The 23,542-nt window shown below is 64.9% G+C and carries 23 protein-coding genes; 15 read left to right on the plus strand and 8 right to left on the minus strand.

Translation table 11 applies throughout. The annotated features are described in order from the left end of the window. Window positions 1-17 precede the first annotated feature (17 nt). The 8 genes from betT (at window position 18) to AC56PL_RS04230 (ending at window position 9,409) form a co-directional block, all read left to right on the plus strand. On the plus strand, window positions 18-2,195 hold the full coding sequence (betT, locus tag AC56PL_RS04195; protein WP_495515125.1) for a choline BCCT transporter BetT: 2,178 nt from the start codon (window positions 18-20) through the stop codon (window positions 2,193-2,195). Next, a complete protein-coding gene (locus tag AC56PL_RS04200; RefSeq protein WP_497153072.1) occupies window positions 2,192-3,700 on the plus strand; it encodes an aldehyde dehydrogenase family protein in 1,509 nt (502 codons plus the stop codon). Before betT ends, AC56PL_RS04200 begins: the two co-directional genes overlap by 4 nt. After that, window positions 3,697-5,268: a GMC family oxidoreductase gene (locus AC56PL_RS04205; protein ID WP_497153073.1), complete on the plus strand. Its 1,572-nt coding sequence runs from the start codon at window positions 3,697-3,699 to the stop codon at window positions 5,266-5,268. The genes AC56PL_RS04200 and AC56PL_RS04205 overlap by 4 nt, the downstream gene beginning before the upstream one ends. Before the next feature lie 373 nt (window positions 5,269-5,641). Further along, window positions 5,642-6,733, plus strand: a complete 1,092-nt coding sequence (locus AC56PL_RS04210) for an NAD(P)H-dependent amine dehydrogenase family protein (RefSeq protein ID WP_497153074.1) — start codon at window positions 5,642-5,644, stop codon at window positions 6,731-6,733. A 53-nt stretch (window positions 6,734-6,786) separates the two neighbouring features. Next, entirely contained in the window at window positions 6,787-7,350 is a 564-nt protein-coding gene (locus AC56PL_RS04215) for a DJ-1/PfpI/YhbO family deglycase/protease (RefSeq protein ID WP_495515129.1), read from the plus strand. 55 nt (window positions 7,351-7,405) lie between these two features. Then, entirely contained in the window at window positions 7,406-8,266 is an 861-nt protein-coding gene (locus AC56PL_RS04220; protein WP_497153075.1) for an SDR family NAD(P)-dependent oxidoreductase, read from the plus strand. Between the two features lie 64 nt (window positions 8,267-8,330). Continuing rightward, window positions 8,331-8,966 (plus strand): LON peptidase substrate-binding domain-containing protein, encoded by a 636-nt coding sequence (locus tag AC56PL_RS04225; RefSeq protein ID WP_497153076.1) that lies wholly within the window; start codon window positions 8,331-8,333, stop codon window positions 8,964-8,966. Window positions 8,967-9,034: 68 nt separating this feature from the next. Further along, window positions 9,035-9,409 (plus strand): hypothetical protein, encoded by a 375-nt coding sequence (locus AC56PL_RS04230; RefSeq protein WP_497153561.1) that lies wholly within the window; start codon window positions 9,035-9,037, stop codon window positions 9,407-9,409. Window positions 9,410-9,412: 3 nt separating this feature from the next. Here the strand turns inward: AC56PL_RS04230 and AC56PL_RS04235 are convergent, their stop codons facing one another. Then, entirely contained in the window at window positions 9,413-9,961 is a 549-nt protein-coding gene (locus tag AC56PL_RS04235; RefSeq protein ID WP_497153077.1) for a DUF4190 domain-containing protein, read from the minus strand. Window positions 9,962-10,041: 80 nt separating this feature from the next. Further along, a complete protein-coding gene (locus tag AC56PL_RS04240) occupies window positions 10,042-10,755 on the minus strand; it encodes a hypothetical protein (RefSeq protein ID WP_497153078.1) in 714 nt (237 codons plus the stop codon). 18 nt (window positions 10,756-10,773) lie between these two features. On the opposite strand from AC56PL_RS04240, the gene trhO reads away from it, so the two are divergent. Further along, complete coding sequence (gene trhO, locus AC56PL_RS04245; RefSeq protein ID WP_495515134.1) at window positions 10,774-11,631, plus strand: oxygen-dependent tRNA uridine(34) hydroxylase TrhO; 858 nt, start codon at window positions 10,774-10,776, stop codon at window positions 11,629-11,631. 7 nt (window positions 11,632-11,638) lie between these two features. After that, window positions 11,639-12,661 carry a CobW family GTP-binding protein gene (locus AC56PL_RS04250; RefSeq protein WP_497153079.1) on the plus strand — a complete coding sequence of 341 codons (1,023 nt, stop codon included), beginning with the start codon at window positions 11,639-11,641 and terminating at the stop codon, window positions 12,659-12,661. A gap of 19 nt (window positions 12,662-12,680) precedes the next feature. On the opposite strand, the gene AC56PL_RS04255 is transcribed toward AC56PL_RS04250, so the two are convergent. Next, complete coding sequence (locus AC56PL_RS04255) at window positions 12,681-13,643, minus strand: zinc-binding dehydrogenase (RefSeq protein WP_497153080.1); 963 nt, start codon at window positions 13,641-13,643, stop codon at window positions 12,681-12,683. Between the two features lie 96 nt (window positions 13,644-13,739). Here AC56PL_RS04255 and AC56PL_RS04260 point away from each other — a divergent pair, with 96 nt between their 5' ends. The 3 genes from AC56PL_RS04260 to AC56PL_RS04270 all read left to right on the plus strand — a co-directional run bounded on the left by AC56PL_RS04260 (window position 13,740) and on the right by AC56PL_RS04270 (window position 16,932). Then, window positions 13,740-14,354 carry a TetR/AcrR family transcriptional regulator gene (locus AC56PL_RS04260; RefSeq protein WP_497153081.1) on the plus strand — a complete coding sequence of 205 codons (615 nt, stop codon included), beginning with the start codon at window positions 13,740-13,742 and terminating at the stop codon, window positions 14,352-14,354. Window positions 14,355-14,600: 246 nt separating this feature from the next. Continuing rightward, a complete protein-coding gene (locus AC56PL_RS04265) occupies window positions 14,601-15,953 on the plus strand; it encodes an N-acetylmuramoyl-L-alanine amidase family protein (RefSeq protein WP_497153082.1) in 1,353 nt (450 codons plus the stop codon). 28 nt (window positions 15,954-15,981) lie between these two features. Further along, a complete protein-coding gene (locus AC56PL_RS04270; RefSeq protein ID WP_495515139.1) occupies window positions 15,982-16,932 on the plus strand; it encodes an SDR family oxidoreductase in 951 nt (316 codons plus the stop codon). Here AC56PL_RS04270 and nadE read toward each other — a convergent pair. Further along, window positions 16,901-17,725, minus strand: a complete 825-nt coding sequence (gene nadE / locus AC56PL_RS04275) for an NAD(+) synthase (protein ID WP_495515140.1) — start codon at window positions 17,723-17,725, stop codon at window positions 16,901-16,903. The genes AC56PL_RS04270 and nadE overlap by 32 nt on opposite strands. A 6-nt stretch (window positions 17,726-17,731) precedes the next feature. Here nadE and AC56PL_RS04280 point away from each other — a divergent pair, with 6 nt between their 5' ends. Further along, window positions 17,732-18,538 carry a fructosamine kinase family protein gene (locus tag AC56PL_RS04280; RefSeq protein WP_497153083.1) on the plus strand — a complete coding sequence of 269 codons (807 nt, stop codon included), beginning with the start codon at window positions 17,732-17,734 and terminating at the stop codon, window positions 18,536-18,538. A 26-nt stretch (window positions 18,539-18,564) separates the two neighbouring features. Here AC56PL_RS04280 and AC56PL_RS04285 read toward each other — a convergent pair whose 3' ends face one another. Then, window positions 18,565-19,494 (minus strand): DUF6542 domain-containing protein, encoded by a 930-nt coding sequence (locus AC56PL_RS04285; RefSeq protein WP_497153084.1) that lies wholly within the window; start codon window positions 19,492-19,494, stop codon window positions 18,565-18,567. 124 nt (window positions 19,495-19,618) lie between these two features. Here AC56PL_RS04285 and AC56PL_RS04290 point away from each other — a divergent pair, with 124 nt between their 5' ends. Further along, window positions 19,619-20,086, plus strand: a complete 468-nt coding sequence (locus AC56PL_RS04290; RefSeq protein ID WP_495515143.1) for a hypothetical protein — start codon at window positions 19,619-19,621, stop codon at window positions 20,084-20,086. Window positions 20,087-20,231: 145 nt separating this feature from the next. Here the strand turns inward: AC56PL_RS04290 and AC56PL_RS04295 are convergent, their stop codons facing one another. From AC56PL_RS04295 to AC56PL_RS04305, 3 genes are all read right to left on the minus strand, one after another. After that, window positions 20,232-21,383 carry a DNA recombination protein RmuC gene (locus AC56PL_RS04295; protein WP_495515144.1) on the minus strand — a complete coding sequence of 384 codons (1,152 nt, stop codon included), beginning with the start codon at window positions 21,381-21,383 and terminating at the stop codon, window positions 20,232-20,234. Window positions 21,384-21,471: 88 nt separating this feature from the next. Continuing rightward, window positions 21,472-21,993 carry a methylated-DNA--[protein]-cysteine S-methyltransferase gene (locus AC56PL_RS04300; RefSeq protein WP_495515145.1) on the minus strand — a complete coding sequence of 174 codons (522 nt, stop codon included), beginning with the start codon at window positions 21,991-21,993 and terminating at the stop codon, window positions 21,472-21,474. Continuing rightward, the gene (locus AC56PL_RS04305; protein ID WP_495515146.1) at window positions 21,990-23,507 is read right to left on the minus strand and encodes an AlkA N-terminal domain-containing protein; all 1,518 of its coding nucleotides are present in this window, start codon (window positions 23,505-23,507) and stop codon (window positions 21,990-21,992) included. The genes AC56PL_RS04300 and AC56PL_RS04305 overlap by 4 nt, the downstream gene beginning before the upstream one ends. Window positions 23,508-23,542 lie beyond the last annotated feature (35 nt).

Consider the following 23,542-nt stretch of genomic DNA (forward strand, 5'->3'; position numbering starts at 1 on the left):
CCACTTGAGGACGCGATATGGCCATTTCTACCGATAACCCACAGAGTTCCGCCCCATCTGAAGGCTCTGACGCATCGACCAAATCGCCGCAAAAGGTCTCCGTGAACTGGCCGGTTTTCATCGGTTCCAGTGTCGGGATCATCGGGATCATCGTCTGGGCGCTGATCGATCAGGAGGGCGCCGACGACGTTATCGGCACGGCGGTGAGCTGGGTCGCCACCAATCTCGGCTGGTTCTACATCCTGCTGGTCACGGTCGTCCTCGCGTTCGTGGTGTGGGCCGCGCTGTCAGCGGTGGGCCGGGTCAAACTCGGGCCCGACCACTCGAAACCGGTCTACAACCTGTTCTCCTGGACGGCCATGTTGTTTGCCGCCGGAATCGGTATCGACCTCATGTTCTTCTCGGTCGCCGAACCCGTCACGCAGTACCTCGCGCCACCGGAGGGCGAGGGTCAGACAACCGAAGCAGCTCGACAGGCGTTGACGTGGACGCTGTTTCACTACGGGATCATCGGCTGGGCCCTGTACGCGCTGATCGGTATGGCGCTGGGCTACTTCGCCTACCGGCACAATCTTCCGTTGAGTATCCGATCGGCCCTGTATCCGATCTTCGGGAAGCGGGTCGAGGGTGGCCTCGGCAATTTTGTCGACATAGCTGCCCTGCTCGGCGCGATCTTCGGTTTGGCGACCAGCCTGGGAATCGGTGTGGCGCAACTCAATGTGGGCCTCGACGAACTCTTCGGCATCGAACGAGGCACCTGGGCGCAGGCCGGGCTCATCGCGATCGCGGTTCTGATCGCCACCGTGTCGGCGGTGTCCGGCCTCGACAAGGGTGTGCGCCGACTGTCCGAACTCAACGTGATCGTTGCCGTGTGCCTGATGCTCTTCATCCTCATCGCGGGATCCACCGCGTACCTGTTCGACGGCATCGTGCAGAACACCGGCGACTTCATCAGCCGGTTCCCCGGGATGACTCTCGATACGTTTGCCTACGATCGACCCGATGAATGGCTGTCGTCGTGGACGCTGTTCTTCTGGGCCTGGTGGATCGCCTGGGCGCCGTTTGTCGGCTTGTTCCTGGCCCGGATCTCCCGTGGACGAACGATCCGCCAATTCGTGCTCGGCACCTTGACGGTTCCGTTCATGTTCATCCTGCTGTGGATCTCGATCTTCGGAAACAGTGCGATCGAGCTGGTCCGAGGCGGTAACACAGAGTTCGGCGACACCGCGGTGAATGTGCCGGAGGAGGGCTTCTACGGCCTGCTCAAGGAGTACCCGGCCGCACCATTCCTGATTGTCGTCGCCACCTTCACCGGGTTGCTGTTCTACGTGACCAGCGCAGATTCTGGGGCACTGGTGATGTCGCATTTCAGTTCACGGATGCCGGACAACGACTCCGACGGCCCGGCCTGGGTGCGCATCTTCTGGGCCGTGGCCACCGGCGTGCTGACCTTTTCGATGTTGTTGATCGGCGGCATCGCCACGTTGCAGAATGCAACGATCATCATGGGTGTTCCGTTCGCCATCGTGATCGTCTTCATCATGCTGGGCTTGTTCAAAGCGCTTCAGGTGGAGCAACACTGGGTCGAATCGGCGCGTCTGTCGATTCCGAAGGTGCTCTCGAGCCGGACGGCAGGCGGGACAGAGCTGCACTGGCGTCAGCGCATCGCGCGTTCGGTGCGATACCCCGATGCCGCCGCGGCCGAGCGTTACGCCAAGACCGTTGTCGGTCCGGCACTGCGCGAGGTCGCTGACGAATTGACCTCTGCCGGAAGGGAAGCGACGGTTGGTGAACAATTGGTCGAATCGTATGGCATCCACGCCTATCACATCGACGTCCTGTACGCGGGGGAGCGGGGTTTCCACTACCAGGTCTATCCGACCGAACATCTGATCCCGCAATACGGAAGGCTGCCGAAGAGTCCGGGCAAGTTCTTCCGGCTCGAGGTCTTCACCGCCTCCGGTAGCAGCGGGTTCGACGTATTCGGATTCTCCAAGGACCAGCTAATCAGCAATGTGCTCGATCACTATGAACGCCACCTCGAGTTCTTGCGCCGCTCGGTCGGTGGCGATTCGACCACCGTCGACGCCGCACCGGTCATCGACTGGTCCACCGACTTCGAGTCGACGCGCGAAGACGCAGATGACGCCGACGGAACGGAAGGCGCGACACCCACCACCAAAGAGGAGCCATGACCGCACAAACCCTGTTCATCAACGGCACGTGGGAATCCGCGGTTGACGGGGGCACCCGCGACATCGAGTGTCCCGCAACGCGCGAGCTGGTCGGCACGGTCAGCGAGGCCGGCCCAGCCGACACCGAGCGGGCCATCGCAGCAGCCCGCCAGGCATTCGATGACGCCCGGTGGTCGTCGGTGCCCGCAGCCGATCGTGGTGCCTTCCTGCTCCGGGTGGCCGCGACGCTGCGGGAACGAAAATCGGAGTTCGCCCGGGCGGAAACCCTCGACACCGGCAAGCGCCTCGTCGAGTCCGAGATCGACATGGACGACATCACAGCCTGTTTCGAATACTTCGGGCGTGCTGCGGCGCAGGATGCCGGTCGCCTGGTGGATGCAGGCAGCAACGAGGTCGTCAGCCGGGTCCAGTACGAACCGGTGGGGGTCTGCGGGATGATCACGCCGTGGAACTATCCACTGTTGCAAGCGGCATGGAAGATGGCGCCTGCCCTGGCGGCCGGCTGCACGTTCATCCTCAAACCTGCTGAACTGACGCCACATACCGCGATCTTGATGATGCGGGTCTTCGACGATCTGGGTCTACCTCCGGGTGTGGCCAACCTGGTCACCGGCACCGGACCCCAGGCAGGCGCAGCCCTGTCGGAGCATCCCGACATCGATATGGTCTCGTTCACCGGTGGCCTGGTCACCGGTCGGGTCATCGCCGCCGCCGCTGCGGCAACGGTGAAGAAGGTCGCGCTCGAGTTGGGTGGCAAGAATCCGAATGTGATCTTCGCCGATGCCGATTTTGACGCCGCCGTCGACAACGCGCTCAACGGGGCGTTTGTGCACTCGGGGCAGGTCTGCTCGGCGGGTGCGCGAATCGTGGTGCAGGACAGCATTGCCGAGAAGTTCACCGATGCGCTGGTCGCCCGGGCGAAGCAGATCCGGCTCGGCGGTCCATTCGACGATGCGGCCGAGACCGGTCCGCTGATCTCGGCGGCGCACCGGGACAAGGTCGACGCGTACATACGCAAGGGTGTCGCGGAAGGTGCGCGGTTGCGTTGTGGTGGTGAATACGGCACCGGCACATCGGGCGAATCCGATCTCGATGCCGGCTATTACTACCTGCCGACGGTCCTGGATCAGGTACGCCGGGGCATGTCCGTGGTGGTCGACGAGGCCTTCGGCCCGGTGGTCACCATCGAGACCTTCACCGACGAAGACGACGCCGTGGCGATCGCCAACGACACCGTCTACGGCCTGGCGGGCGCGGTCTGGACTCAGGACGCGGGCAAAGCGCAGCGGGTGGCAAATCGGTTGCGGCACGGAACGATCTGGATCAACGATTATCATCCGTATCTCCCGCAGGCGGAGTGGGGCGGCTTCGGTCAATCAGGCGTCGGACGCGAGTTGGGGCCCATGGGTCTCGGTGAGTACCGCGAGGCCAAGCACGTCTACCAGAACATCGCGCCGGCAGTGACCGGCTGGTTCGAGGATACGAGTTCGGAGAACGGCAAATGAGCACAGAGCGGGTTTTCGACTATGTGGTCGTCGGTGGCGGATCGGCCGGTTGTGCGGTGGCGGCACGACTGTCGGAGGATCCGTCGATCAGTGTTGCGCTGATCGAGGCCGGCCCGGACGATCACGGCATTCCTGAAGTGCTGCAACTGGATCGCTGGATGGAGCTGCTCGAGTCCGGTTACGACTGGGACTATGTGGTGGAGCCGCAGGAGAACGGCAACTCGTTCCTGCGTCACGCCCGGGCGCGGGTGATGGGCGGATGCTCGTCACACAACTCGTGTATCGCATTCTGGCCACCCGCCGAGGACATCGACGGATGGGAATCGAAATACGGTGCCACGGGGTGGAACAAGGAGTCGGTGTGGCCGTTGATCAAGCGGCTCGAGACCAACGAAGATGCCGGCCCGGAGTATCCGCACCACGGTGCGGACGGCCCGGTCCACCTGATGAATGTCCCGCCCGCCGATCCCTGCGGTGTGGCACTGCTCAAAGCCTGCGCCGAAGCCGGTATCCCGACCGAGAAGTTCAACACCGGACCCACGGTTGTCCACGGCGCCAACTTCTTTCAGATCAATCGCCGCGCCGACGGGACCCGCTCGTCGTCGTCGGTGTCGTACATCCATCCGATCGCCGATCGCTCCAACTTCACACTGCTGACCGGGCTGCGGGCCAAGAAGCTCGTCTTCGACGGGACCCGTTGTGTGGGTGTCGATGTGGTCGACAACCAGTTCGGCCACACCCGGACGATCCGGGCGAACTCCGAAGTGGTGTTGTCGGCCGGTGCGGTGGATTCGCCGAAGCTGTTGATGTTGTCGGGGATCGGTCCGGCGGATCACCTGCGGGAGTTCGACATCGATGTGCTGGTGGACTCACCGGGTGTCGGATCGCATCTGCAGGATCACCCCGAAGGTGTGATCTCTTGGGAGGCGAAGCAGCCCATGCCAACCGAGTCGACGCAGTGGTGGGAAATCGGCATCTTCGACACCATCGACGATGGTCTCGATCGTCCGGACCTGATGATGCATTACGGATCTGTGCCCTTCGACATGCACACCGTTCGGCAGGGGTACCCGACGTCGGAGAACGTCTTCGTACTCACCCCGAATGTGACACATGCCCACTCGCGTGGATCGATCCGGCTACGGACCCGCGATTTTCGGGACAAGCCGCTGGTAGATCCGCGCTACTTCACCGACCCCGACGGCTACGACATGCGAATCATGATCGCCGGGATCCGACGCGCCCGCGAGATCGTTGCCCAACCGGCGATGGAGCCGTGGACGGGGATCGAACTGTTCCCGGGGATCGACGTCCAGTCAGACGAGGACCTCGCCGACTACATCCGCCGTACGCACAACACCGTCTATCACCTGGCGGGCAGTGTCCGGATGGGCGCCGTCGACGACATCGACTCGCCGCTCGATCCCGAACTCCGCGTCAAAGGCGTGCAGGGTCTGCGGGTGGCTGACGCCTCGGTCTTCCCCGAACACACCACCGTGAACCCCAACATCACCGTGATGATGGTCGGTGAGCGTTGCGCGGACCTGATTCGCGCCGTCCGGACCTAGTCCCGGTGGGCCGGGTTGATCTCAGCTCAGCCCGGAGGCTTGTGCTCAGGGCACTCCGTGTTGGTGCATGCCGGGTCTGATTTCGTTTTGTGGATATCGCCCCCGAACGTGCGGAACTCGTGCACCTCGACCTCCATGTGCTGGCCGCAGGTGGGGCAGTGGTGGACGACCTGCTTTCTGTATGTCTTGGTAGCCATACCCCACCGTAAATCTGTGACTCCTGTCACGTCCAGTGGTTCGGGGTGCCGCTGTCGAACCGGTGCTAAAACGTGCTGATCACGGGATCTTTTGCTGCGGAACTCCGTTCTCGATTGCGAGAAGGGCACTCTTTGTCGTGTTACGTTGAGTTACCCGACACACACTCAGGAGTCCCATGACGACGTCGCATGCAGAGCCCGTCTACCGCGTGATCCAGTGGGCCACCGGAAAGGTCGGCCGCCAGGCGATACGACATTTCGTGGAAAATCCTGCGTTCGAACTGGTCGGAGTCGTTGTCACCGACCCCGACAAGGTCGGGAAGGATGCCGGTGAACTCGTGGATCTGCCGGATACCGGCGTGATCGCCACGGACGACGTCGATGCCATCATCGCGCTGGACGCCGATTGTGTGCACTTTGCACCCCGCGGAACGTTGCCGGACCTCGACATGGTCTGTCGGCTGCTGCGATCCGGCAAGAACGTCGTCACCCCGATGGGCCCGTTCTTCCGCACAGAGCGCACGAGTGAGTTCCTCGACACGGTCGAGGAGGCCTGCCGAGCCGGCGGCACCTCATTCCATGGGTCCGGGCTGCATCCGGGATTCGCGAGCGATCTGCTGCCACTGACCTTGCTACGCCTGATGAGCCGGATCGACCGAATTCACGTGTACGAGACCGCGGACTTCCTTGCACATCCCTCCAACTACATTCCGGCCCTTGGCTTCGGGCGCGCTCCCGACGAGGTGCTCGCCAACCCGAGCCGCTCTCCCGACACCCATCACATCTATGCGCAGTCGATGGAGATGATCGCCCAGACCCTGGGCGCGACGATCACCGACATCACCACGACGCTGGAACTGGCCACCGCCACCAAGGACATCGCGTATCCCGGTGGCGTTGTCGAGGCCGGAACAGTTGCCGGCCAGCACTACGAATGGACTGCGTGGGCCGACGGCGCGCCGCTGATCACGTTCCACGGTTTCTGGGTCATGGGCGATGACATCGAACCTCGTTTCGACTGCGGGGACGACACCAACTACCGGGTGGTCATCGAGGGCGAACCGGGCCTGGACCTGAGCCTGTCCCGCGGCGTCCGCGTCAACGATGAGGACGGCAACGGTGCTCTGCCGTGGACGGGCTATATCGGCGCCAACGCCATCCCCGATGTCTGCGATGCGCCACCCGGAGTGATCACGCATCTCGAACTCGGCATCGTCCGTCCGCGCGGGCTGGTGCGGCCCGCCTCGGCGCCGGCCGCCGTGCGCTGACCACAGGGCGTCGGATGGTTTGCGGCGTCACCGGCGCGGGTAGGTGAAAGAACATGGCACATGAACTCGACGGACAGCAGATCGCGTTTCTCGTGGCACCCGAAGGTGCCGAACAGGTGGAGCTGACACAGCCCTGGGAAGCGGTTCGCAGCGCCGGTGGCACGCCGCATCTGGTGTCAACGGAGGCCGGCAAGATCCAGGCCTACAACCACCTCGACAAGGCCGACACGTTTGCGGTCGACGCCGTGGTCTCGGAGGTTCCATCGGCCGATTTCGATGCCCTGGTGTTGCCCGGTGGTGTCGCCAACCCGGACAACCTGCGAACCGACCCCGACGCGGTGCAGTTCATCGCGTCGTTCTTCACCGAGGGCAAACCGGTGGCCGCGATCTGTCACGCACCGTGGACGCTGGTGGAGGCCGGCGTACTCGGTGGGCGCACCCTGACGTCGTACCCGAGCGTGCGTACCGACATCACCAACGCCGGAGGCCAGTGGGTCGACCGCGAGGTCATGGTCTGCACCGCAGGACCCAACGTGCTGATCACGAGCCGCAATCCCGACGACCTACCGGCATTCGATGACGCCCTGGTGCGGGAGTTCGCGGCCGCCAAGTCCTGACCCTCGGTTCGACCTCTGTCCGATCGTCGCCGCGGGTGTGTAAGGGTGGGCAGTCATGACGACAGCCCGGCGCCTCGGCGCGCACCTGGCCCGCTTCGGCCTCGCCCGTCCGCATTCGCTCGGCGCCACCTTCATGGCCGGCACATCCGCGCCGATCCGTGATTCCGCGATCGTGATCACGGGCGCGTCGTCAGGAGTTGGCGAAGCCGCCGCACTGGCACTGGGCAAACAGGGCGCCGAACTGATCCTGGTTGCGCGCGGCGCGGAGGGATTGAAAGCCGTTCGGGACCGCATCGTGGCCGACGGCGGTGTTGCGCATTGCCATCCCGCGGACCTGGCCGACGAGGCGGACGTCCGGCGGCTCGTCGATGAGATCCTCGAGGAACACGGGACGCCAGATGTGTTGGTCAACAACGCCGGACGGTCCATCCGGCGTACCGCCATCGACTCGGTCGACCGACTGCACGACTATCGCCGCACCATGGCGGTCAACTACTTCGGTCCGGTGGGCCTGATGCTGGGATTCCTGCCCGGCATGAAAGTGCGTGGGAGCGGGCACATCATCAACATCTCGACGTGGGGCGTGCCCGCCGGATCGATGCCGAAGTTCTCGGCCTACGCGGGGTCGAAAGCGGCCCTGAGCATCGTCGGCAGGAGCATCGGAACAGAACTCGCCTGCGACGGAATCGCGGTCACCACGGTCTATTTCCCCCTCATCCGGACCCCGATGATCGCACCCACCGCCGAATACGACGGGCTGCCTGCGCTGACGGCGGACGAGGCGGCGTCGTGGATCACCCATGCCGTCCGTCATCAACCCGTCGAGGTGATGCCGCGGTATGCGCGGGTGTTGCAGCGGGTATCCGCGATTCGCGCCGCCGGAACGGACCGGCTGCTGGGCCGTGGCCTGCGATGAGCACTTCTGACCAGATCGGCCGGTCGGGCTGTGCCGGGGCGAGTTCGCCAGGCATGCTTGAGAGATGACCGCACACCCGATGTTCCCGCTGGGAATCGCGTTGCTGCCCGGCGAAACGCTGAGTCTGCAGGTATTCGAGCACCGATACCGGCAGATGGTGGCCGACTGCACGGCGATCGACGGAACGAACAGCTTTGGTGTCGTGCTGATCTCGCGCGGCAGTGAGGTCGGTGGCGGTGAAGAACGAGTCGACGTCGGGACACTTGCACAGATCGAAGAATGCACCGCCCAACCCGATGGGCGCTATCACCTCACGTGCGTCGGTACCGACCGATTCCGGGTCCGATCGTGGCTGCCCGACAACCCTTATCCGATGGCAGACATCACGATGTGGCCGAGCACCGATCCCATCGCGTATCCGGCAGATCTGGAGCCCCTTCGGGAGAGACTCGACGGACTGTCGTCGGTGCTGTCCCGCGTGCGCGGAATCGTTGTCGAAGATCGGTTGGTCGAGCCGCTGAGCGGCGATGGACCGGTCGATGCCAAGGTCTACGACACCGCGGTCCGCCTGGGGCTGGGGCCTGCGGACCGGTTGAAGGTTCTGTCGGCGCCGGGCACGGTGGATCGGATCATCGAGTTGTGTCAGGCCATCGACGATCTGATAGCGGTCATCGAATTCTCTGGTCTGCCAGAGGATTAGTCAGCGGAAACGAGTTGGGGGATTGCGACGTGGGTTTGGCGACAGCAGCGGTATTCGTGTGGATCGGCATGGTGTTCGCGATCTCGTTCATCGAGGCGCCCCTGAAGTTCCGGGCGCCGGAGGTGACGCTGAGCATCGGACTGGGCATCGGCCGACTCGTGTTCCGCGCGTTGAACATTGCCGAGGCGGTGCTTGCCGCCGCCCTGGTGGCCGGGCTCATCATCGGATCACCGACAACGGCCACCGTGGCGGCGGCCGCTGTTGCCATCGGCGCGCTGGTCGTCCAGATCGTGGGTGTGCGGCCGGCGCTGGCCCGTCGTTCGGATCGCGTGCTGGCCGGTGACGAGAGCGGTGCGGGTTCGCGAGCGCACCTGGTCTACATCGGTTTCGAGGTGGTCAAGTTCGCCGCACTGATCGCCTGCGGTGTGCTGCTGCTGTCCTGACGATCAGTTCGACGACGCCCCGGCCGCGATCAGCAGGATCACGAACAGTGCGATGCCGATCGTCCACAGCGCGACCGCGACCCATCCGATGATGCGTCCGGCCTGGGCCATCCCCAGGCCGTCCTGGGTGCCGCCCGATGCATTGATCTCGTCAATTGCCTTGTTGCCGAAAATGATCGCCGGGATGGCGCCGAGCCCGCAGATCACGAAGGCGGCAATACCGCAGACAAGCGCGATGATGGCGTTCGAGTTGGTCTCCCGATTGACGGGATACCCGTAGCCACCGGGGACAGGGTAGCCGGGCAGCTGGTACCCCGGCTGTTGATAACCAGGCTGTTGATAACCGAAGCCCGGTTGTTCGTAGCCTGGCTGGGAGTAGTCCGGCTGCTGGTACCCGGGGGCCTGGTATCCCGGTTGTTGATACCCGGGTTGCTGGTAGCCGGGCTGTTGGTATTCGTCACCCGGGGTCGGGGTACTGCCTTGGGTATCGGAACTGTCGTCGCGCTTGCGCAGCGGGTCGTTGTTCGGGTCGTACGGCGGGGGATAGGTCATGACCTTCACCTTTCACGGACGTCAACTTCGCCTCCGGCCGAGGCCACATGTGATGCGTTGAAGTCTATAGCCGTTTCTTCTCAACCGGCCGGGGTGGCGATCGGCTCGCCAGGCGCCGGGATCTCGGTCAGCGCCGCAGGTGCCGGATCGGCCCCGGAAATTGCCCGATATGCACCGTCCCGGACGGCAAAACCGTTGTCTGACCTGGTATTCAGGCAGTACAACCCGGTGGGGGTTGCCAGGCATTGGAAGTTCCCGACCGAGATCGTCGAACCGGACAGCAGCGGTTCGCTGCGGACCCATACCCACGGTGTGTCGGTGCAGGTGCCCTGGGTGGACGTCTCTGTCAGGACCACGTAGCCACCTTCCCAGGTGCAGGCCGCCGGAGTCGAGTTGGGTTCGGACCGCGCGTCCTCGCCCGCCACGTCACACGCCAGGGTGGCGGCGTCGCGGTCCACGGTCGAGCAGTGGACTTCGCCGTCGGTGGTACTGAAATGGAACTCGGAGGTGTCCTGCACCGCCTCACCCGCGGCGGGGGCCGCCTCGTGGAAATCGGTGTTGTCGACCCGTGGTGCGATGCTGATCACCTCGCCGATCGTCAGGGCGCCGGATCGGGTGGTGGTGGTCGACGTACCGCGAGAGGTCGTGGTGCTGGTGGACGTCGGCCGCTCGGTGGACAACTCGTCGGTGGGCGGTAGCTCCTTGGTACTCGGCCCGTCCTCGGCCAAACATCCCCCGAGGGTGACGATCGCCGCGGCGCACACCAGCACCATCCCGATCGTTGATTTCCCCATGTCAGTACCCTTACCTGTGTGTCGACACCCAAGATTGTGCTTTTTTATGTCTTCACGCCGATCGCCGACCCCGAGGCAATACGGCTTTGGCAGCACACATTATGCGAAGCAGTCGGGGTCACGGGCCGGATCATCATCTCCGAGCACGGAATCAACAGCACGGTCGGCGGCGACATCGGTGCGGTCAAGCGTTATGTACGCGGAACGCGGGCCTACCCGGCGTTCAAGAACGCCGACATCAAGTGGTCCGACGGGCTCGGCGACGACTTCCCTCGCCTGAGCGTGAAGGTTCGCCCCGAGATCGTCACGTTCGGTACACCCGGTGAAGTACAGGTCGACGAGTCCGGAGTGGTCGGCGGCGGCACCCACCTGAGCCCCGAAGGCGTCCACAAACTGGTCGACGAACGGGGCGACGACGTGGTCTTCTTCGACGGCCGCAATCACCTCGAGGCCCAGATCGGCCGGTTCCGCGATGCGGTCGTACCGCCGACCGAGACCACTCGCGACTTCATCGACCTGATCGAGCGCGGCGAGTATGACCACCTCAAGGACAAACCGGTTGTCACCTATTGCACCGGCGGCGTGCGCTGCGAGGTGTTGTCGGTGCTGATGCGCAACCGTGGCTTCAACGAGGTGTACCAACTCGACGGTGGCATCGTCCGCTATGGCGAGAAGTACGGAGACGACGGTCTGTGGGACGGCTCGCTGTATGTGTTCGACAAACGGATGAGCCTGGACTTCTCCGACCACGCGAAGGTCATCGGGGCCTGCACCCGCTGTGGCGCGGAGACGAAGAACGTCGCGAACTACCCCGATCCCGGCGGCCGGGAACTGGTGGTGGTCTGCGAGCAGTGTGCGGCCGACGCCCAGGTATGAGGGACGCGTGAGGCGGATTCCGGTTCTGCTGGTTGCCGGATTTCTCGGTGCCGGGAAGACAACGCTCCTCAACAATCTGTTGCGCACCCGTTCGGGGTTGCGAATCGGTGTGGTGGTCAATGACTTCGGGTCCGTGAACATCGATGCGATGCTGGTGGCCGGTCAGGTGGACGGCGCCGTCGCGTTGGGGAACGGCTGCATGTGTTGCACCGTCGACGACGACGGACTCGATGCGACCTTCGAGGCGTTGACGGCGCCGAAGGCCGGCTTGGACCTGATCGTCGTCGAGGCCAGCGGGCTCGCGGAGCCGCGCAATCTGGTCCGAATGGTGGTGGGCAGCACCAATTCTCGCGTCGAATACGGCGGCTTGGTGTATCTGGTGGACACCGCGAATTATGCTGACACCCGCGCTCAGCACGCCCGGATCGATCAGCATCTGGCACTTGCCGACCTGATCGTGCTCAACAAGGTCGACCTCGCTGGGCAAGAGGTGATCGACACAGCATGTGCGGTGGCCCGGACGCACAATCCGACTGCTCCGATCATCGAAACCCGCGACTCCGCAGTCGATCTGGGATTGTTGACCGACCTGACACCCCGCCAGGTACCCGACGACGGCCCGCGCCAGCTGGGCCTGGACGAGTTGCTGATGGAGGCAGACGGCGCAGACGACCACTGTGCGCACCTGCATCACGACTATCAGGCGGTCACCTTCACCGAGTCGGGTCCGATGGATCCGCGCGCGCTTGCCGCGTTCCTGGAACGGCCTCCTGCCGGAGTATTTCGAATCAAGGGCTTTGTGCATTTCGATGTCGCGGGACACCGGCGCAAGTATCTCGTCCACACCGTCGGCAACTACGTCAGCGTGCATGCACAGAAGTGGGAACCGGGGGAGTCGCGTCGCACCGAGCTGGTGATCATCGGCGCGGGAATCGATGAGGCACAGGTTCTTTCGGGGCTCGATGCATGCCGCACCGCACGTGGCGTCGACGAGCAGTCGATGCTCAGCATCACTCGATACCTGCGCTAGGCCGATCCGGTGCGCAGTATCACGGCACCAGCACGATCCGTCCGAACACCTCGCCGGCATCCATGAGCCGGTGCGCATCGGCAGCAGAATTCAACGGCAGGACGTCGTGGACCACGGCGTGGATGTCGCCCCGAAACGCCGCGTCGAACTGCTCTGCGCGAACGGGGGCGAGTTCGTTCCGTGGCACCGTGTCCAGACTCAGGGTGCCGAATGAGATCGATTTCCGGAATGCGCCGAGGAGCGCGGTACCGAAGTCTGCCGGTGGAAACCCGCCGACGACACCTACGGCGATCAACCTGCCGTTCGGGGCGAGTCTGTCGATGAAAGACGGCAGGGCCGGGCCGCCGACGATGTCGAGGATCACGTCGAACTCGGTGGGCGCGGCCGCGTCGCCGTTTCCGGCTCGATCGAGGACATGGGTGGCCCCGAACGAGCGCAGTCGATTTCCGCGTTGAGTGGACGAAGTGGTGACCGCGACCGCCGCGGCGCCGGCCCGGGCCGCAAGTTCCACGGCTGCGATGCCGATGCTGCCCGCCGCCCCGCGCACCAGCACGGTCTCGTCTTTGGCCAGGTGTGCGCGGCCGAGACCGAAATGTGCGACGGGCGCGGCGCTTCCGAGGGTCACGGCGTCCACAGAAGTGAGCTCGGACGGCAGCGGCACGATGTCGCCAAGGGCGGCCACCGCCTGCTCGACGTATCCACCGGTGGTGCCCGTGAACGCCCAGACACGGCGGCCGATCCACGACGAGTCGACACCGTCGCCGACCGCGGTCACGATGCCTGCGACCTCACTGCCCGCGATCATGCCTTCGGCGAAGTCGGGTCCGCCGAGCGTGCCGCGCCGGATCATGACGTCGACACCGCCGACCCCGATCGCTTCGGTACGGATCAGAACTTCGCCGGTGGCGGGAGTCGGTTCCGGCAGATCGACGATCTCCATGCCGTCCGGGTCGCCGAAGGTTCGAATGGTCACTGCGCGCATTGGGTTGCTCCTCAACTGATTCCGCGAATTGTCGGGGGAATGCCCCCGGATCGAAAGTTAATGGACGCAGGCGTCCACATCGTTAAAGTGAGACAGATGGACGAGACATTGCCTCAGGTGCTTCGCGTAGACGCACAAGAGAACCGGGATCGCGTCCTGTCCGCGGCGCGCGAGCTGTTCGCCCGCGATGGACTCGAGGTCACGATGCGTCAGATCGCACGCCACGCCCAAGTCGGTCCGGCGACGCTCTACCGGCGATTTCCGACCAAGCACGCGCTCATGGTCGAGGCCTTCATGGACGAGCTCGATGCCTGTCGAGGAATCGTTCGCGATGCGGTAGATGATCCCGATCCATGGCGGGCATTTTGCACAGTCATCGAGCGCCTCGCTGTCCTCAACGCACAGAACCAGGGCTTCACGGACGCGTTCATGTCGGCCCAGCCGGCGGCGATCGATCTCGTGGCGCATCGCCGCGAGGTGTTGCGCGAACTGTCCGGTATCGCCCGTCGAGCCAAGGATGCCGGCGCGCTTCGCGCAGATTTTGTCGTGGACGATTTTGTCCTCGTCCTGCTCGCCGGGCGGGGGCTGGCCACAGCGCGACTGGAGGGGCGGACCACTGCCGCCCGACGATTCGCCGCCCTCGCGATCGACGGATTTCGAGCCACCGACTCGAACAGCCCGCCGGCCGAGGCTGCGCAGGCTACCCGGTGATAACTGCGTCGTCATCGGCTGCGACCGAACGATTGAGCATCGGCCGGGTCACGACCTGACAACGGTTTCGGACGTAGCGGACACCCGTTTCCCAAAAGTCTCAAGGACTGGTTCACTGTTACAGAAGTGAATTCTGTGACTGAAGTTGCGTAAGTGGCGTCCGAGTCGAGTCCTGGCCGGCCACACCATCAACCGATCGGTCCGAAGGCCGCGCCGGCCCTTTTCGGCGCACGCGAAAGGAACACCGTGACCAAGAAGAACATGCGCGTCGCCGGGCTCACCACCTTGGCCCTCGCCGCTTCACTGATCGCGATGCCGGCGACGGCGTCAGCCGAGCCCGCCCCGGCACAGGGTGATTCGCTTGTCGGAAAGACCATCTTCATCGACCCCGGACATCAGGGTTCGTCCGCGGGTCAGGACCTGAACAAGCCGGTACCCGACGGCCGAGGCGGAACGAAGGACTGCCAGACCACCGGCGCCACCAGCGCGAATGGTGTGGCCGAACACAAGGTCAACTGGGACATCTCCCAGCTCGTGAAGGCAGGCCTGGAAAGCCAGGGCGCCAAGGTGGTCCTGAGCCGTCAGGACGACACCGGCTGGGGCGGGTGCATCGACGAGCGGATCAACGCGGCCAACGCCTCGAATGCCGATATGGCAGTCAATGTTCACGCCGACTCGACCTCTCCCGGAGTTGACGAGAGCAAGAGTGGCTTCCACATCATCGTTCCGCAGCTCCCGGTCCCCGACGCCACGGTGCAGCAGGTGCAGTCCGGTCCCGGCCTCAATGCCGCCGGACTGATGCGTGATGCGTTCAAGGACGCCGGGCTGGCGCCCGCGAACTACGCCGGTGCGCAGGACGGCCTGCAGACCAGGGCGGATATCGCCGCGGCCAACCTCACCAAGGTGCCCAACGTCTTCGTCGAGCTGGGCAATCTGTCCAATCCCGCCGACGCCGCGGCACTCACCGGTCCCGATGGCCAGATCAAGTACGCCATCGGTCTGATCGACGGAATGATCAGGTTCTTGCTGACCGGGGATACGGCCACCGCGCCGGCCCCGACCGCAGCAGCCCCGACGACTGCCGCACCGACCGCGGTGGCACCGACGACAGCAGCCCCGACGACGGCAGCGCCGGCCTCACCAGCTCCGGTCACCGCTGCACCGACCCCTGCGGCACCGGCTGCACCGGCACCGGCCACCGCTGCCCCGACAACCGCTGCCCCGACAACGGCAGCGCGGACCACGGCCGCACCGACGAGCGCAGCGCCGAAGACCACTGCACCCAAGTCCGCAACACCCAAGTCCGCAACACCGACACGCACGGTCGCTCCGGGTATGGGCCTGCCGAGCCAGCCGCTCGGCAGTGAGAACGGAACGAGCGCACCGTCGACGGTGCCGGGGTCCGGGACAGAGTCGGAAGGTATTGACCTGACCGGTCTGCAGTCGCTTCTGCCGCTGATCAGTTCGCTGCTCGAAGCCGAGGATTCCGAAGGAATCGAGGGGTTGTTGGCAACGCAGGGCAACGATGTGGCGTCGCAGGTCCTGGAGGCGATGCTCTCGGTCGTCTACGAGATCTTTGGCGGCAAACTCCCCATCTGAGAACAGATATGACCCGTAGGGTTGAGGTATGAGCGTCAAAGACCTACTGGTGATGAAACCTCCTGTGAAAGACCTGCGAGCCAAGCGGGTACTGATCACCGGTGCCGGAAGCGGGATCGGCAGGGCCACCGCGTTGGCGGCGGCCAGGGAAGGTGCGGCACTGGTACTCACCGACATCAATGTGGCGAACCTCGACGAGACGGCTGCGCAGGTGCGTCGCGCCGACGGCAAGGTTGTCTTCCACCGCGCCGGCGACGTCTCCGATTACGAGTGGGTCAAGCGGTTCGCCCAGCAGGTCGATGCCGAGGTCGGCGTGATGGACGTCGTGATGAACATCGCGGGCGTATCAGCATGGGGCACAGTGGAAAACCTCGAACATCGCCATTGGAAGCAGATGGTCGATGTCAATCTCATGGGACCGATCCACATCATCGAGTGTTTTGTCCCGCAGATCATCCGGCGGGGTCGCGGCGGCCATCTGGTCAACGTGTCATCGGCGGCGGGCCTGTTGGCACTGCCGTGGCACGCTGCCTACAGTGCAGGCAAGTTCGGGATCCGCGGTGTGTCCGAGGTTCTACGAATGGACCTGCGGCGACACAAGATCGGCGTCTCGCTCGTCTGTCCGGGTGGGGTCGACACCCCGCTGGTCAACACCGTGGAGATCGCCGGGGTCGACCGTGACAACCCGGTCATCGCGCGGCAGATCGGGCGATTCCACAAGGTTGCGGTGACCCCAGAGCAGGCGGCAGACGCCATCCTCAAGGGTGTACGCAAAAACCGGTTCATGGTGTACACCTCGTTCGACATCCGGTTCGGGTACTGGATGTCCCGGAAGTTCGCGTTGCCCTACGAGATCGTCATGCGGATCGCGAACAACCAGTTCGATCACATCGCCCGGGTCAGTGCGCGAAGTCTCGAAGCATCTGCCGCTGCGTCGGATTCGGGTGCTAGCTCTTCCACCAGTCGTCAAAAGGGGTGACCGGGACGGTGCGCTTGTGCGCCGAGCGCAGGAACAACGATTCGATGCGTTCGGCGACCTCGGCATCGACCTCCAGGCCCTCGAGATAGTCGTCGATCTGGCTGTACGTCACGCCGAGCACTTCTTCGTCGGGCAGTGCCGGGCGGTCGTCCTCGAGGTCGGCGGTCGGGACCTTGGTTGTGACCGAATCGGGGGCACCCAGATGCCAGAGGATTTGGGCGCCTTGACGTTTCGTGAGACCTGTCAACGGCGTGACGTCGACTCCGCCGTCGCCGTATTTCGTGAAGAATCCGCTGACCGCCTCGGCGGCGTGGTCGGTTCCGACAACCAGGAGGTTCTCCTGCCCGGCAACTGCGTATTGCAGGATCATTCGCTCGCGGGCCTTGATGTTGCCGCGCACCAGGTCTCGGAGCGGCTCACCGAGCGTCTGCACAACCACTTCGGCGGTGGCGTCGGAGCCGGGTTTGACGTTGTAGACCTCTGAGCGGTCGGGGTCGATGAACTTCAGTGCGATCTGGGCGTCTTCTTCGTCGGCCTGTTCGCCGTAGGGCAGCCGCACCGCGACAAACGTCGCGTTGCCACCCTCGGCACGTACGGATTCCACGGCCAATTGACAGAGTCGGCCGGTCAGGCAGGAGTCTTGCCCGCCACTGATACCGAGGATGAACCCGCTGGTGCCGGTGCTCAGGAGGTATTGCTTGAGGAAGTCCACCCGACGGTCCACCTCCTGCTGGGGGTCGATGGTCGCGGAGACGTCGAGTTCGGCAATGATTCGCTCTTGCAGGCTGGCCATGCACAAATGGTAGTGGGACCGGTCCCGTTCCGGCACGCTGGAGCGGTGACCTCACGCGAATTCCGTAAACATCGATCCGACGCTCCTCGCGACTTCTTCGCCGCCGAGGCAGCGGGCCTCCGGTGGCTTGCCGATGCCGGGGCACCGGTTCCGGAGGTACTCGACGTCGGGGACGACCACATCACACTGCGCCGACTGACCACCGCGGCACCGACCCGACGACATGCGCAGGAGTTCGGCGCAATGCTGGCCCGGATGCACGGGTGCGGTGCCGATGCTTTCGGAAGTGCTCCGGCCGGATTCACCGGTCAGATCTTCATCGGGAACCGGCCCATGCCATCGACCCCGACCGCGCACTGGGGTGAGTTCTACGCCCAGCAACGCGTACTCGCGTTTGTCGATGATGCCGTGGCCGCCGGGAACCTGCGGCGCGCCGACGAATCGGACACCAGGGAGGCCTGCGAGCTCATCGCATCCGGGGTGTTCGATGATGGGCAGCCGCCGGCCCGCATCCACGGTGATCTGTGGAACGGCAACGTGATGTGGACACCCGATGGCGTGGTGATGATCGATCCGGCCGCCCATGGTGGGCATCGTGAGACCGACCTGGCGATGCTCGCGCTCTTCGGTTGCCCGGCCCTCGATGCGGTCATCGCGGGCTATGAAGAGGAGTACCAGCTGGTCGACGGCTGGCCCGAACGCATCGCTCTGCACCAGCTGCACCCGCTGGCGGTACATGCGGTCGGCCACGGTCCGGGTTACGGCGTCGAGCTGGGGCGGGCGGCTCGGCAGACGCTCGAACTGGCGGTCTGACCTGACTGGACGGGCGGGCTACGCGTTCAGCGCAGGTCGCGGTCGCGGATCCGGGGTGGTGGCGCGTAGATGATTTCTTCGGGCGCGCGGTAGGCCCGTGCGCCGGGTGGCTGCGGCGGCTGCCGGTCGTCGTAGGGTGCTGCGCGGCGCGTCCGGGCCTCGGGCACTTCCGGGGCCGCACGTCGGCGTCGCGGCGGGCCGCCCAGATCATCTCCGCGTTCGGGGATTCGAGATTCGGGGATTCTGGGTTCGGTTGCCCGGGACCGGGGATCGGTGGTGCGGATGGGCGGCCGTGGGTTCTGGGACACGCGGGGCCTGGGGACCGCCGTTGGCGCCGGGCCGTCGCTGTCGGCCACTGCCGGGCGGGGTTGCGGTCGGGGCGCCTTCGCGGCACTGCTTCGGGTCTTGTCGGTCCGGGTCTTGTCTGCCGAGCGTGCCGCCGACGTGCCTGCGCTCTTCTTCGGCGACTTGGACGCGGAGGTCTTGCGGTCGCCGGTCTTGACGACCTTCCCGGCGTTCGTGGGATGTGTCAGCCAGATCCGCGCGGCGGCGATGGCCAGAACGATGAGGAACGTCCACCCCATCACCGGGAACAGTTTCGCTATCGGCAAGGCCACATTGAAGACGAGCTTCTTCAGCCCCGAATCGGTGGCCGACACCAAGAAGTAAAGCGTGATCACTGCCACACCGAACAGAACCAGCGGTGGCTGTGCGACGGCAGTGAACAGTGCGCGGCGCCGGACGGCGAGTACCGCAGCGATGCAGCCGATCATGTAGAGCGCCTTGAATGCAAAGCCGAGTGCTTCGTCATCGCCTGCGACAACGATCACTGCTCCGACCGAGGTCAGGCCGACTGCCAGCAGCACAGCGCCCCACCATGGCACACCTGGTGCGGTGGGAAGTGCGGATTGCTCATCGAGGGGAACCCCCGAGCGCGAGCGTGGCCCAGAAATCACATACCGACCGTACCGGTAAATCCTGAGAAATCCGGTACTGAACGCGCGTGATGCCGTGGGTCACTTCACTGCCGGTTCCGTCCGGACGGGACGTGCGGCTCCGGCGGCCCGGCTGAAAGAGGGGGTGGAAACCCCGCTGATGTTCAGCTTCGGTGACGAACCCACGCGGCACGCCGAGGCCGTGATCCGCGAGATCCCCGCCCCGCTGTGGACGTGGGTCGACCGAGAGGTCATTTCGCGGTTGCTGACCCGCCGCACGCTTCCGGTGGTGGAGGTCGTCGCGTGTGTGCCGCAGGTTCCCCTGGGGGCAATGGACGTGGTGGGCGTTTCCGGGGGCGGTGCAAGGGTGCCGTCGAGGCCGGTCTCGGCGATGCGTGGCGAGGTCCTGCGTGCGGCCGACAGACTCTGGTCGAAGGACGCATTCGTGTGGCTCACCAGGACGGCGTCGGGTCCGTCGCGCAAGGTGTCGCCGGTGGTGAACGCAAATGCCGCGACGGCGGCCATGGTGAGGAGCCATCCTCCGACAACAACACTGCCCGAGCAGGTGCTGGCCGTGACATCGGACCGACGATCGTGGCTGACATACATGTGAACGACTCCAGGGGTGAAGGGCGACTGGAATCAGGTTGGCCTGAACCGCTTGGAGTGGGCTTGAAGTTCACTAGGAAAATCGGATCCGTGCATCCAAGTTGCTCAGTCAAGTGGCTAGCGCACGACGAAATCCGCAATCGATCGGGTCAGCTGAGGCCGATTCCGGTACGTCGGGGCTGTGCGTCGATGGCCACCGGGGGCTCGAGGTCCTCGAGATCGGAGAAGGCGTCGAGGTCGGAGAGCTTGCGCGCGGTGACCGTCACACGCGAATCGATGGTGCCGATGGCGCTGTTGTACGACTCCACAGCTTTCGTGAGCGATCCGCCGAGTTTGTCCATGTGCCTGCTCACCATGCCGATGCGCTGGTAGAGCTCTTTGCCGAGTTGATGGATCTGCTGGGCGTCGCGGGTCAGCGCCTCGTGCCGCCAGCCGAGGGCAATCGTGCGAAGGAGCGCCACCAGACTGGTGGGGGTGGCGATCACCACGTTGTTGGTGAAGCCGTAGTCGATCAATTCGGGATCCGAGCGGCAGGCCATTTCGAGGATCGCCTCACCAGGGACAAAGAGGACCACGAACTCCGGCGAGCTCTGCAGCGCTTCCCAGTACGACTTGGATGAGAGCTGCTGGATGTGGGTGCGCAACGCTTTGGCGTGTGCGCGGTAGGCCTGCGTGCGGAAGGCGGGGTCAGTGCTGTCGGCGGCTTCGAGGTACGCCGACAGTGGGACCTTCGCATCGATCACCACGTCGCGTCCGCCCGCGAGGTGCACCACCAGATCCGGCCGCACCTTCGACGAGTCGGAGGTGGTGCCGCTGACCTGTGTGGTGAAGTCGCAATGGCGCTGCAACCCCGCCGCCTCGATCACCCGCTCGAGGTGGAGCTCGCCCCATCGCCCGCGGGCCTGAGGTGAGCGCATCGCGCCTGCCAGTTGTTGCGCTTGATGTCCGAGATGCTCGGAGGTCTCGCGCATACCGCTGACCTGCTCGGTCAGCCCCGCATACGCGGCGATCCGGTTGCGTTCGGTGCGCCGGAGCTCCCCGGCCAGCGAATCGAGCGTCTCGCGCAGCGGTCCGACGATGTGGGAGACCTGCTGCCCGATCGCTCCCGACTGCCGGCGTGCGGCATCTTCGCTGGCGGCAGACAGTGATCGGACCAGCAGGTCGTGGTTGGCGTGGGCGGCATCGGCTTCGGCGCGGGCGACAGCCACCTCGGACCCGGACTTGTTGGCTTGCACCAGCCAACCCAAGGCGAACCCGGCCGCCAGTCCGACGATCAGCAGTATGACTGCGGTGATACTCATGGTGTTGATGGTGCATCAGAGGTCTGACACAACCGGTTGCGGCTGGTGCGAGATCTCAGGGGCGAAGAGATCTACTCGGCCGATGCCCTCACAACTGCGGACTCGGCGTGTCAGGTCCCTCGTGAGCCAACAACCAGGACTTGATGGGGAGGCCGTAGCGGAACCCGCCCAGCGACCGGTCCGAGCGCAGTACGCGATGACAGGGCACGAACAGGGCCGCCGCATTGCGGGCGCACGCACTCGCGGCCCCTCGGATCGCGGCCGGGCGACCGCTGAGGGCGGCGTATTCGGTGTAGCTGACCGGCGACCCGGCCGGGATCGTTCGCAGCACCTCCCAGGCGTGCTCGAGGAATTCGCCCGACCGTTGCCGCACGGGAATGCTGTCGATGGCGGTCACCTCGCCCTGGTGGTATCGCTCGGCGGCAGTGGTCACCGCGCCCAGGTCGGGTTTGTTGACGAGCGTCAATGGGCGAATTGACTTGTGTATCAGGACATTGAGGTAGTCGGCATCGTCGGACCAGCCCGACGCGAGGACTTCGGCGTCGTCGTTGATGATCATCGTGAACGGACCGGTGGGGGTGGCGATGGTGGACCAGGCTGCGGTGCTCATGAGACCTGCTTTCGTGGTGAGACGGATGTCGAGCCGTTGGACAGGAGGGGAGAGCTGCGGGCGATGACGTTGTGCCACAAGTGCATCGACACGTAGGAGCGCCAGGGCGACCAGTGCTGTGTTCTGCTGAGGTCGATGCCGAGGTCGGCTGCCGACCGTCGGACCACTAGGTCGGTGTGCAACAGGACGTCCGGATCGTTCAGCAGGCGCATCGCGACGTAGTCGGCTGTCCAGATACCGATTCCGCGTTGTGCGACGAGTTGGGCGCGCACGTCGGCGGCGGGCATGCCGGCATGCATCACCAGGGCTCCGTCGGCGATCTGGCGGGCCACGCCGCTCACGGCAGTGGTCCGCGCGGTGGGGCCGGTCAGGACCTCGCTTCCGTGTTCGGCGATCGCCGCGGCGGTGGGGAACAGGTGGGTGATGTCGCCGAGGGGATTTTCCAGCGGCTCACCGAGTGCGGCGACGAGCTTTCCGGTGTGGGTGCGTGCGGCAGGCAACGAGATCTGCTGGCCGATCATGGTGCGGATCAACAGCTCTGTCGGATCGGTGCTTCCGGGCACGCGGATGCCGCGCATGCGCTCGATCAAGGGGATCAGCGAGAGGTCGGCGCAGAGTGCTTCGTTGGCCGCCGCCACGTCGGCGTCGAGATCGAGGAGTTTGCGGATCCGGTACACAGCGACCCCGAGATCCCGCATGTCGTGTAGTGCGATGTCGGCCCGGACGTGATCAGGGTTGATCTGCAAGGCGACCACACCCGGTCCGTGGGGCAGGGGCATCGAACGCCGGTAGAACTCACCGTCCCAGCTCTCGATGCCCGGCACCGCATGCGCGGAAAGGAACCAGTGCAACCAGGGCGGCGAAAAGGGTTGCCGAACAGCAAGCTTGAGGGTCACCGCGGCGCCGGTGGCGGCCGCTTGACGCGGTGCGCCCTTGGCGCGCAACTGGGTGGGCGTCTGCGCGAAGACCTCGCGAATGGTGTCGTTGAACTGGCGGATGCTGGCGAATCCGGCGGCAAAGGCGATGTCCGACATCGACATGGTTGTGCACTGGATCAGCATCCGGGCGGTCGTCGCGCGATAGGCGCGAGCCAATGCGAGGGGACCGGCCCCGATCTGTTCGCCCAGCACCCGGCCCAGTTGACGCGGCGAATAACCTAGGTGGTCGGCCAGGCCGGTCACACCGGTGCGGTCGACCAGGCCGTCCTCGATGAGGCGCATCGCGCGGGATGCCAGGTCCGAATTGACGTTCCAGCGCGGCGATCCGGGCACCGCGTCCGGAAGGCAGCGCCGGCAGGCCCGGTACCCCTGTTGCTGGGCGACCGCCGCGGTCAGGACAAACGAGACGTTCGTGGGCTTGGGAGTTATGGCCGGACACGAGGGCCGGCAATAGATGCCGGTGGTTCGGACTGCGACAAAGAACTGACCGTCGAATCGTGCATCCCTGGCCTGGAGGGCACGAAAACAGGAATCGAAATCAAGCTGTCTCGGATTCGTCGCGGTTTCGGTGGGCATGGGAACCACTGTCCCAGTCTTCGCGGTGCAGGACT

The sequence above is a fragment of the Williamsia sp. Y721 genome, assembly GCF_059683565.1.

Bases quoted from the DNA above. Each gene is read 5' to 3' on its own strand.
- betT (WP_495515125.1), top strand. From the start codon at position 18: ATGGCCATTTCTACCGATAACCCACAGAGTTCCGCCCCATCTGAAGGC.
- AC56PL_RS04200 (WP_497153072.1), top strand. From the start codon at position 2,192: ATGACCGCACAAACCCTGTTCATCAACGGCACGTGGGAATCCGCGGTT.
- AC56PL_RS04205 (WP_497153073.1), top strand. From the start codon at position 3,697: ATGAGCACAGAGCGGGTTTTCGACTATGTGGTCGTCGGTGGCGGATCG.
- AC56PL_RS04210 (WP_497153074.1), top strand. From the start codon at position 5,642: ATGACGACGTCGCATGCAGAGCCCGTCTACCGCGTGATCCAGTGGGCC.
- AC56PL_RS04215 (WP_495515129.1), top strand. From the start codon at position 6,787: ATGGCACATGAACTCGACGGACAGCAGATCGCGTTTCTCGTGGCACCC.
- AC56PL_RS04220 (WP_497153075.1), top strand. From the start codon at position 7,406: ATGACGACAGCCCGGCGCCTCGGCGCGCACCTGGCCCGCTTCGGCCTC.
- AC56PL_RS04225 (WP_497153076.1), top strand. From the start codon at position 8,331: ATGACCGCACACCCGATGTTCCCGCTGGGAATCGCGTTGCTGCCCGGC.
- AC56PL_RS04230 (WP_497153561.1), top strand. From the start codon at position 9,035: ATGGTGTTCGCGATCTCGTTCATCGAGGCGCCCCTGAAGTTCCGGGCG.
- AC56PL_RS04235 (WP_497153077.1), bottom strand. From the start codon at position 9,961: ATGACCTATCCCCCGCCGTACGACCCGAACAACGACCCGCTGCGCAAG.
- AC56PL_RS04240 (WP_497153078.1), bottom strand. From the start codon at position 10,755: ATGGGGAAATCAACGATCGGGATGGTGCTGGTGTGCGCCGCGGCGATC.
- AC56PL_RS04255 (WP_497153080.1), bottom strand. From the start codon at position 13,643: ATGCGCGCAGTGACCATTCGAACCTTCGGCGACCCGGACGGCATGGAG.
- AC56PL_RS04260 (WP_497153081.1), top strand. From the start codon at position 13,740: ATGGACGAGACATTGCCTCAGGTGCTTCGCGTAGACGCACAAGAGAAC.
- AC56PL_RS04270 (WP_495515139.1), top strand. From the start codon at position 15,982: ATGAGCGTCAAAGACCTACTGGTGATGAAACCTCCTGTGAAAGACCTG.
- nadE (WP_495515140.1), bottom strand. From the start codon at position 17,725: ATGGCCAGCCTGCAAGAGCGAATCATTGCCGAACTCGACGTCTCCGCG.
- AC56PL_RS04280 (WP_497153083.1), top strand. From the start codon at position 17,732: ATGGTAGTGGGACCGGTCCCGTTCCGGCACGCTGGAGCGGTGACCTCA.
- AC56PL_RS04295 (WP_495515144.1), bottom strand. From the start codon at position 21,383: ATGAGTATCACCGCAGTCATACTGCTGATCGTCGGACTGGCGGCCGGG.
- AC56PL_RS04300 (WP_495515145.1), bottom strand. From the start codon at position 21,993: ATGAGCACCGCAGCCTGGTCCACCATCGCCACCCCCACCGGTCCGTTC.
- AC56PL_RS04305 (WP_495515146.1), bottom strand. From the start codon at position 23,507: ATGCCCACCGAAACCGCGACGAATCCGAGACAGCTTGATTTCGATTCC.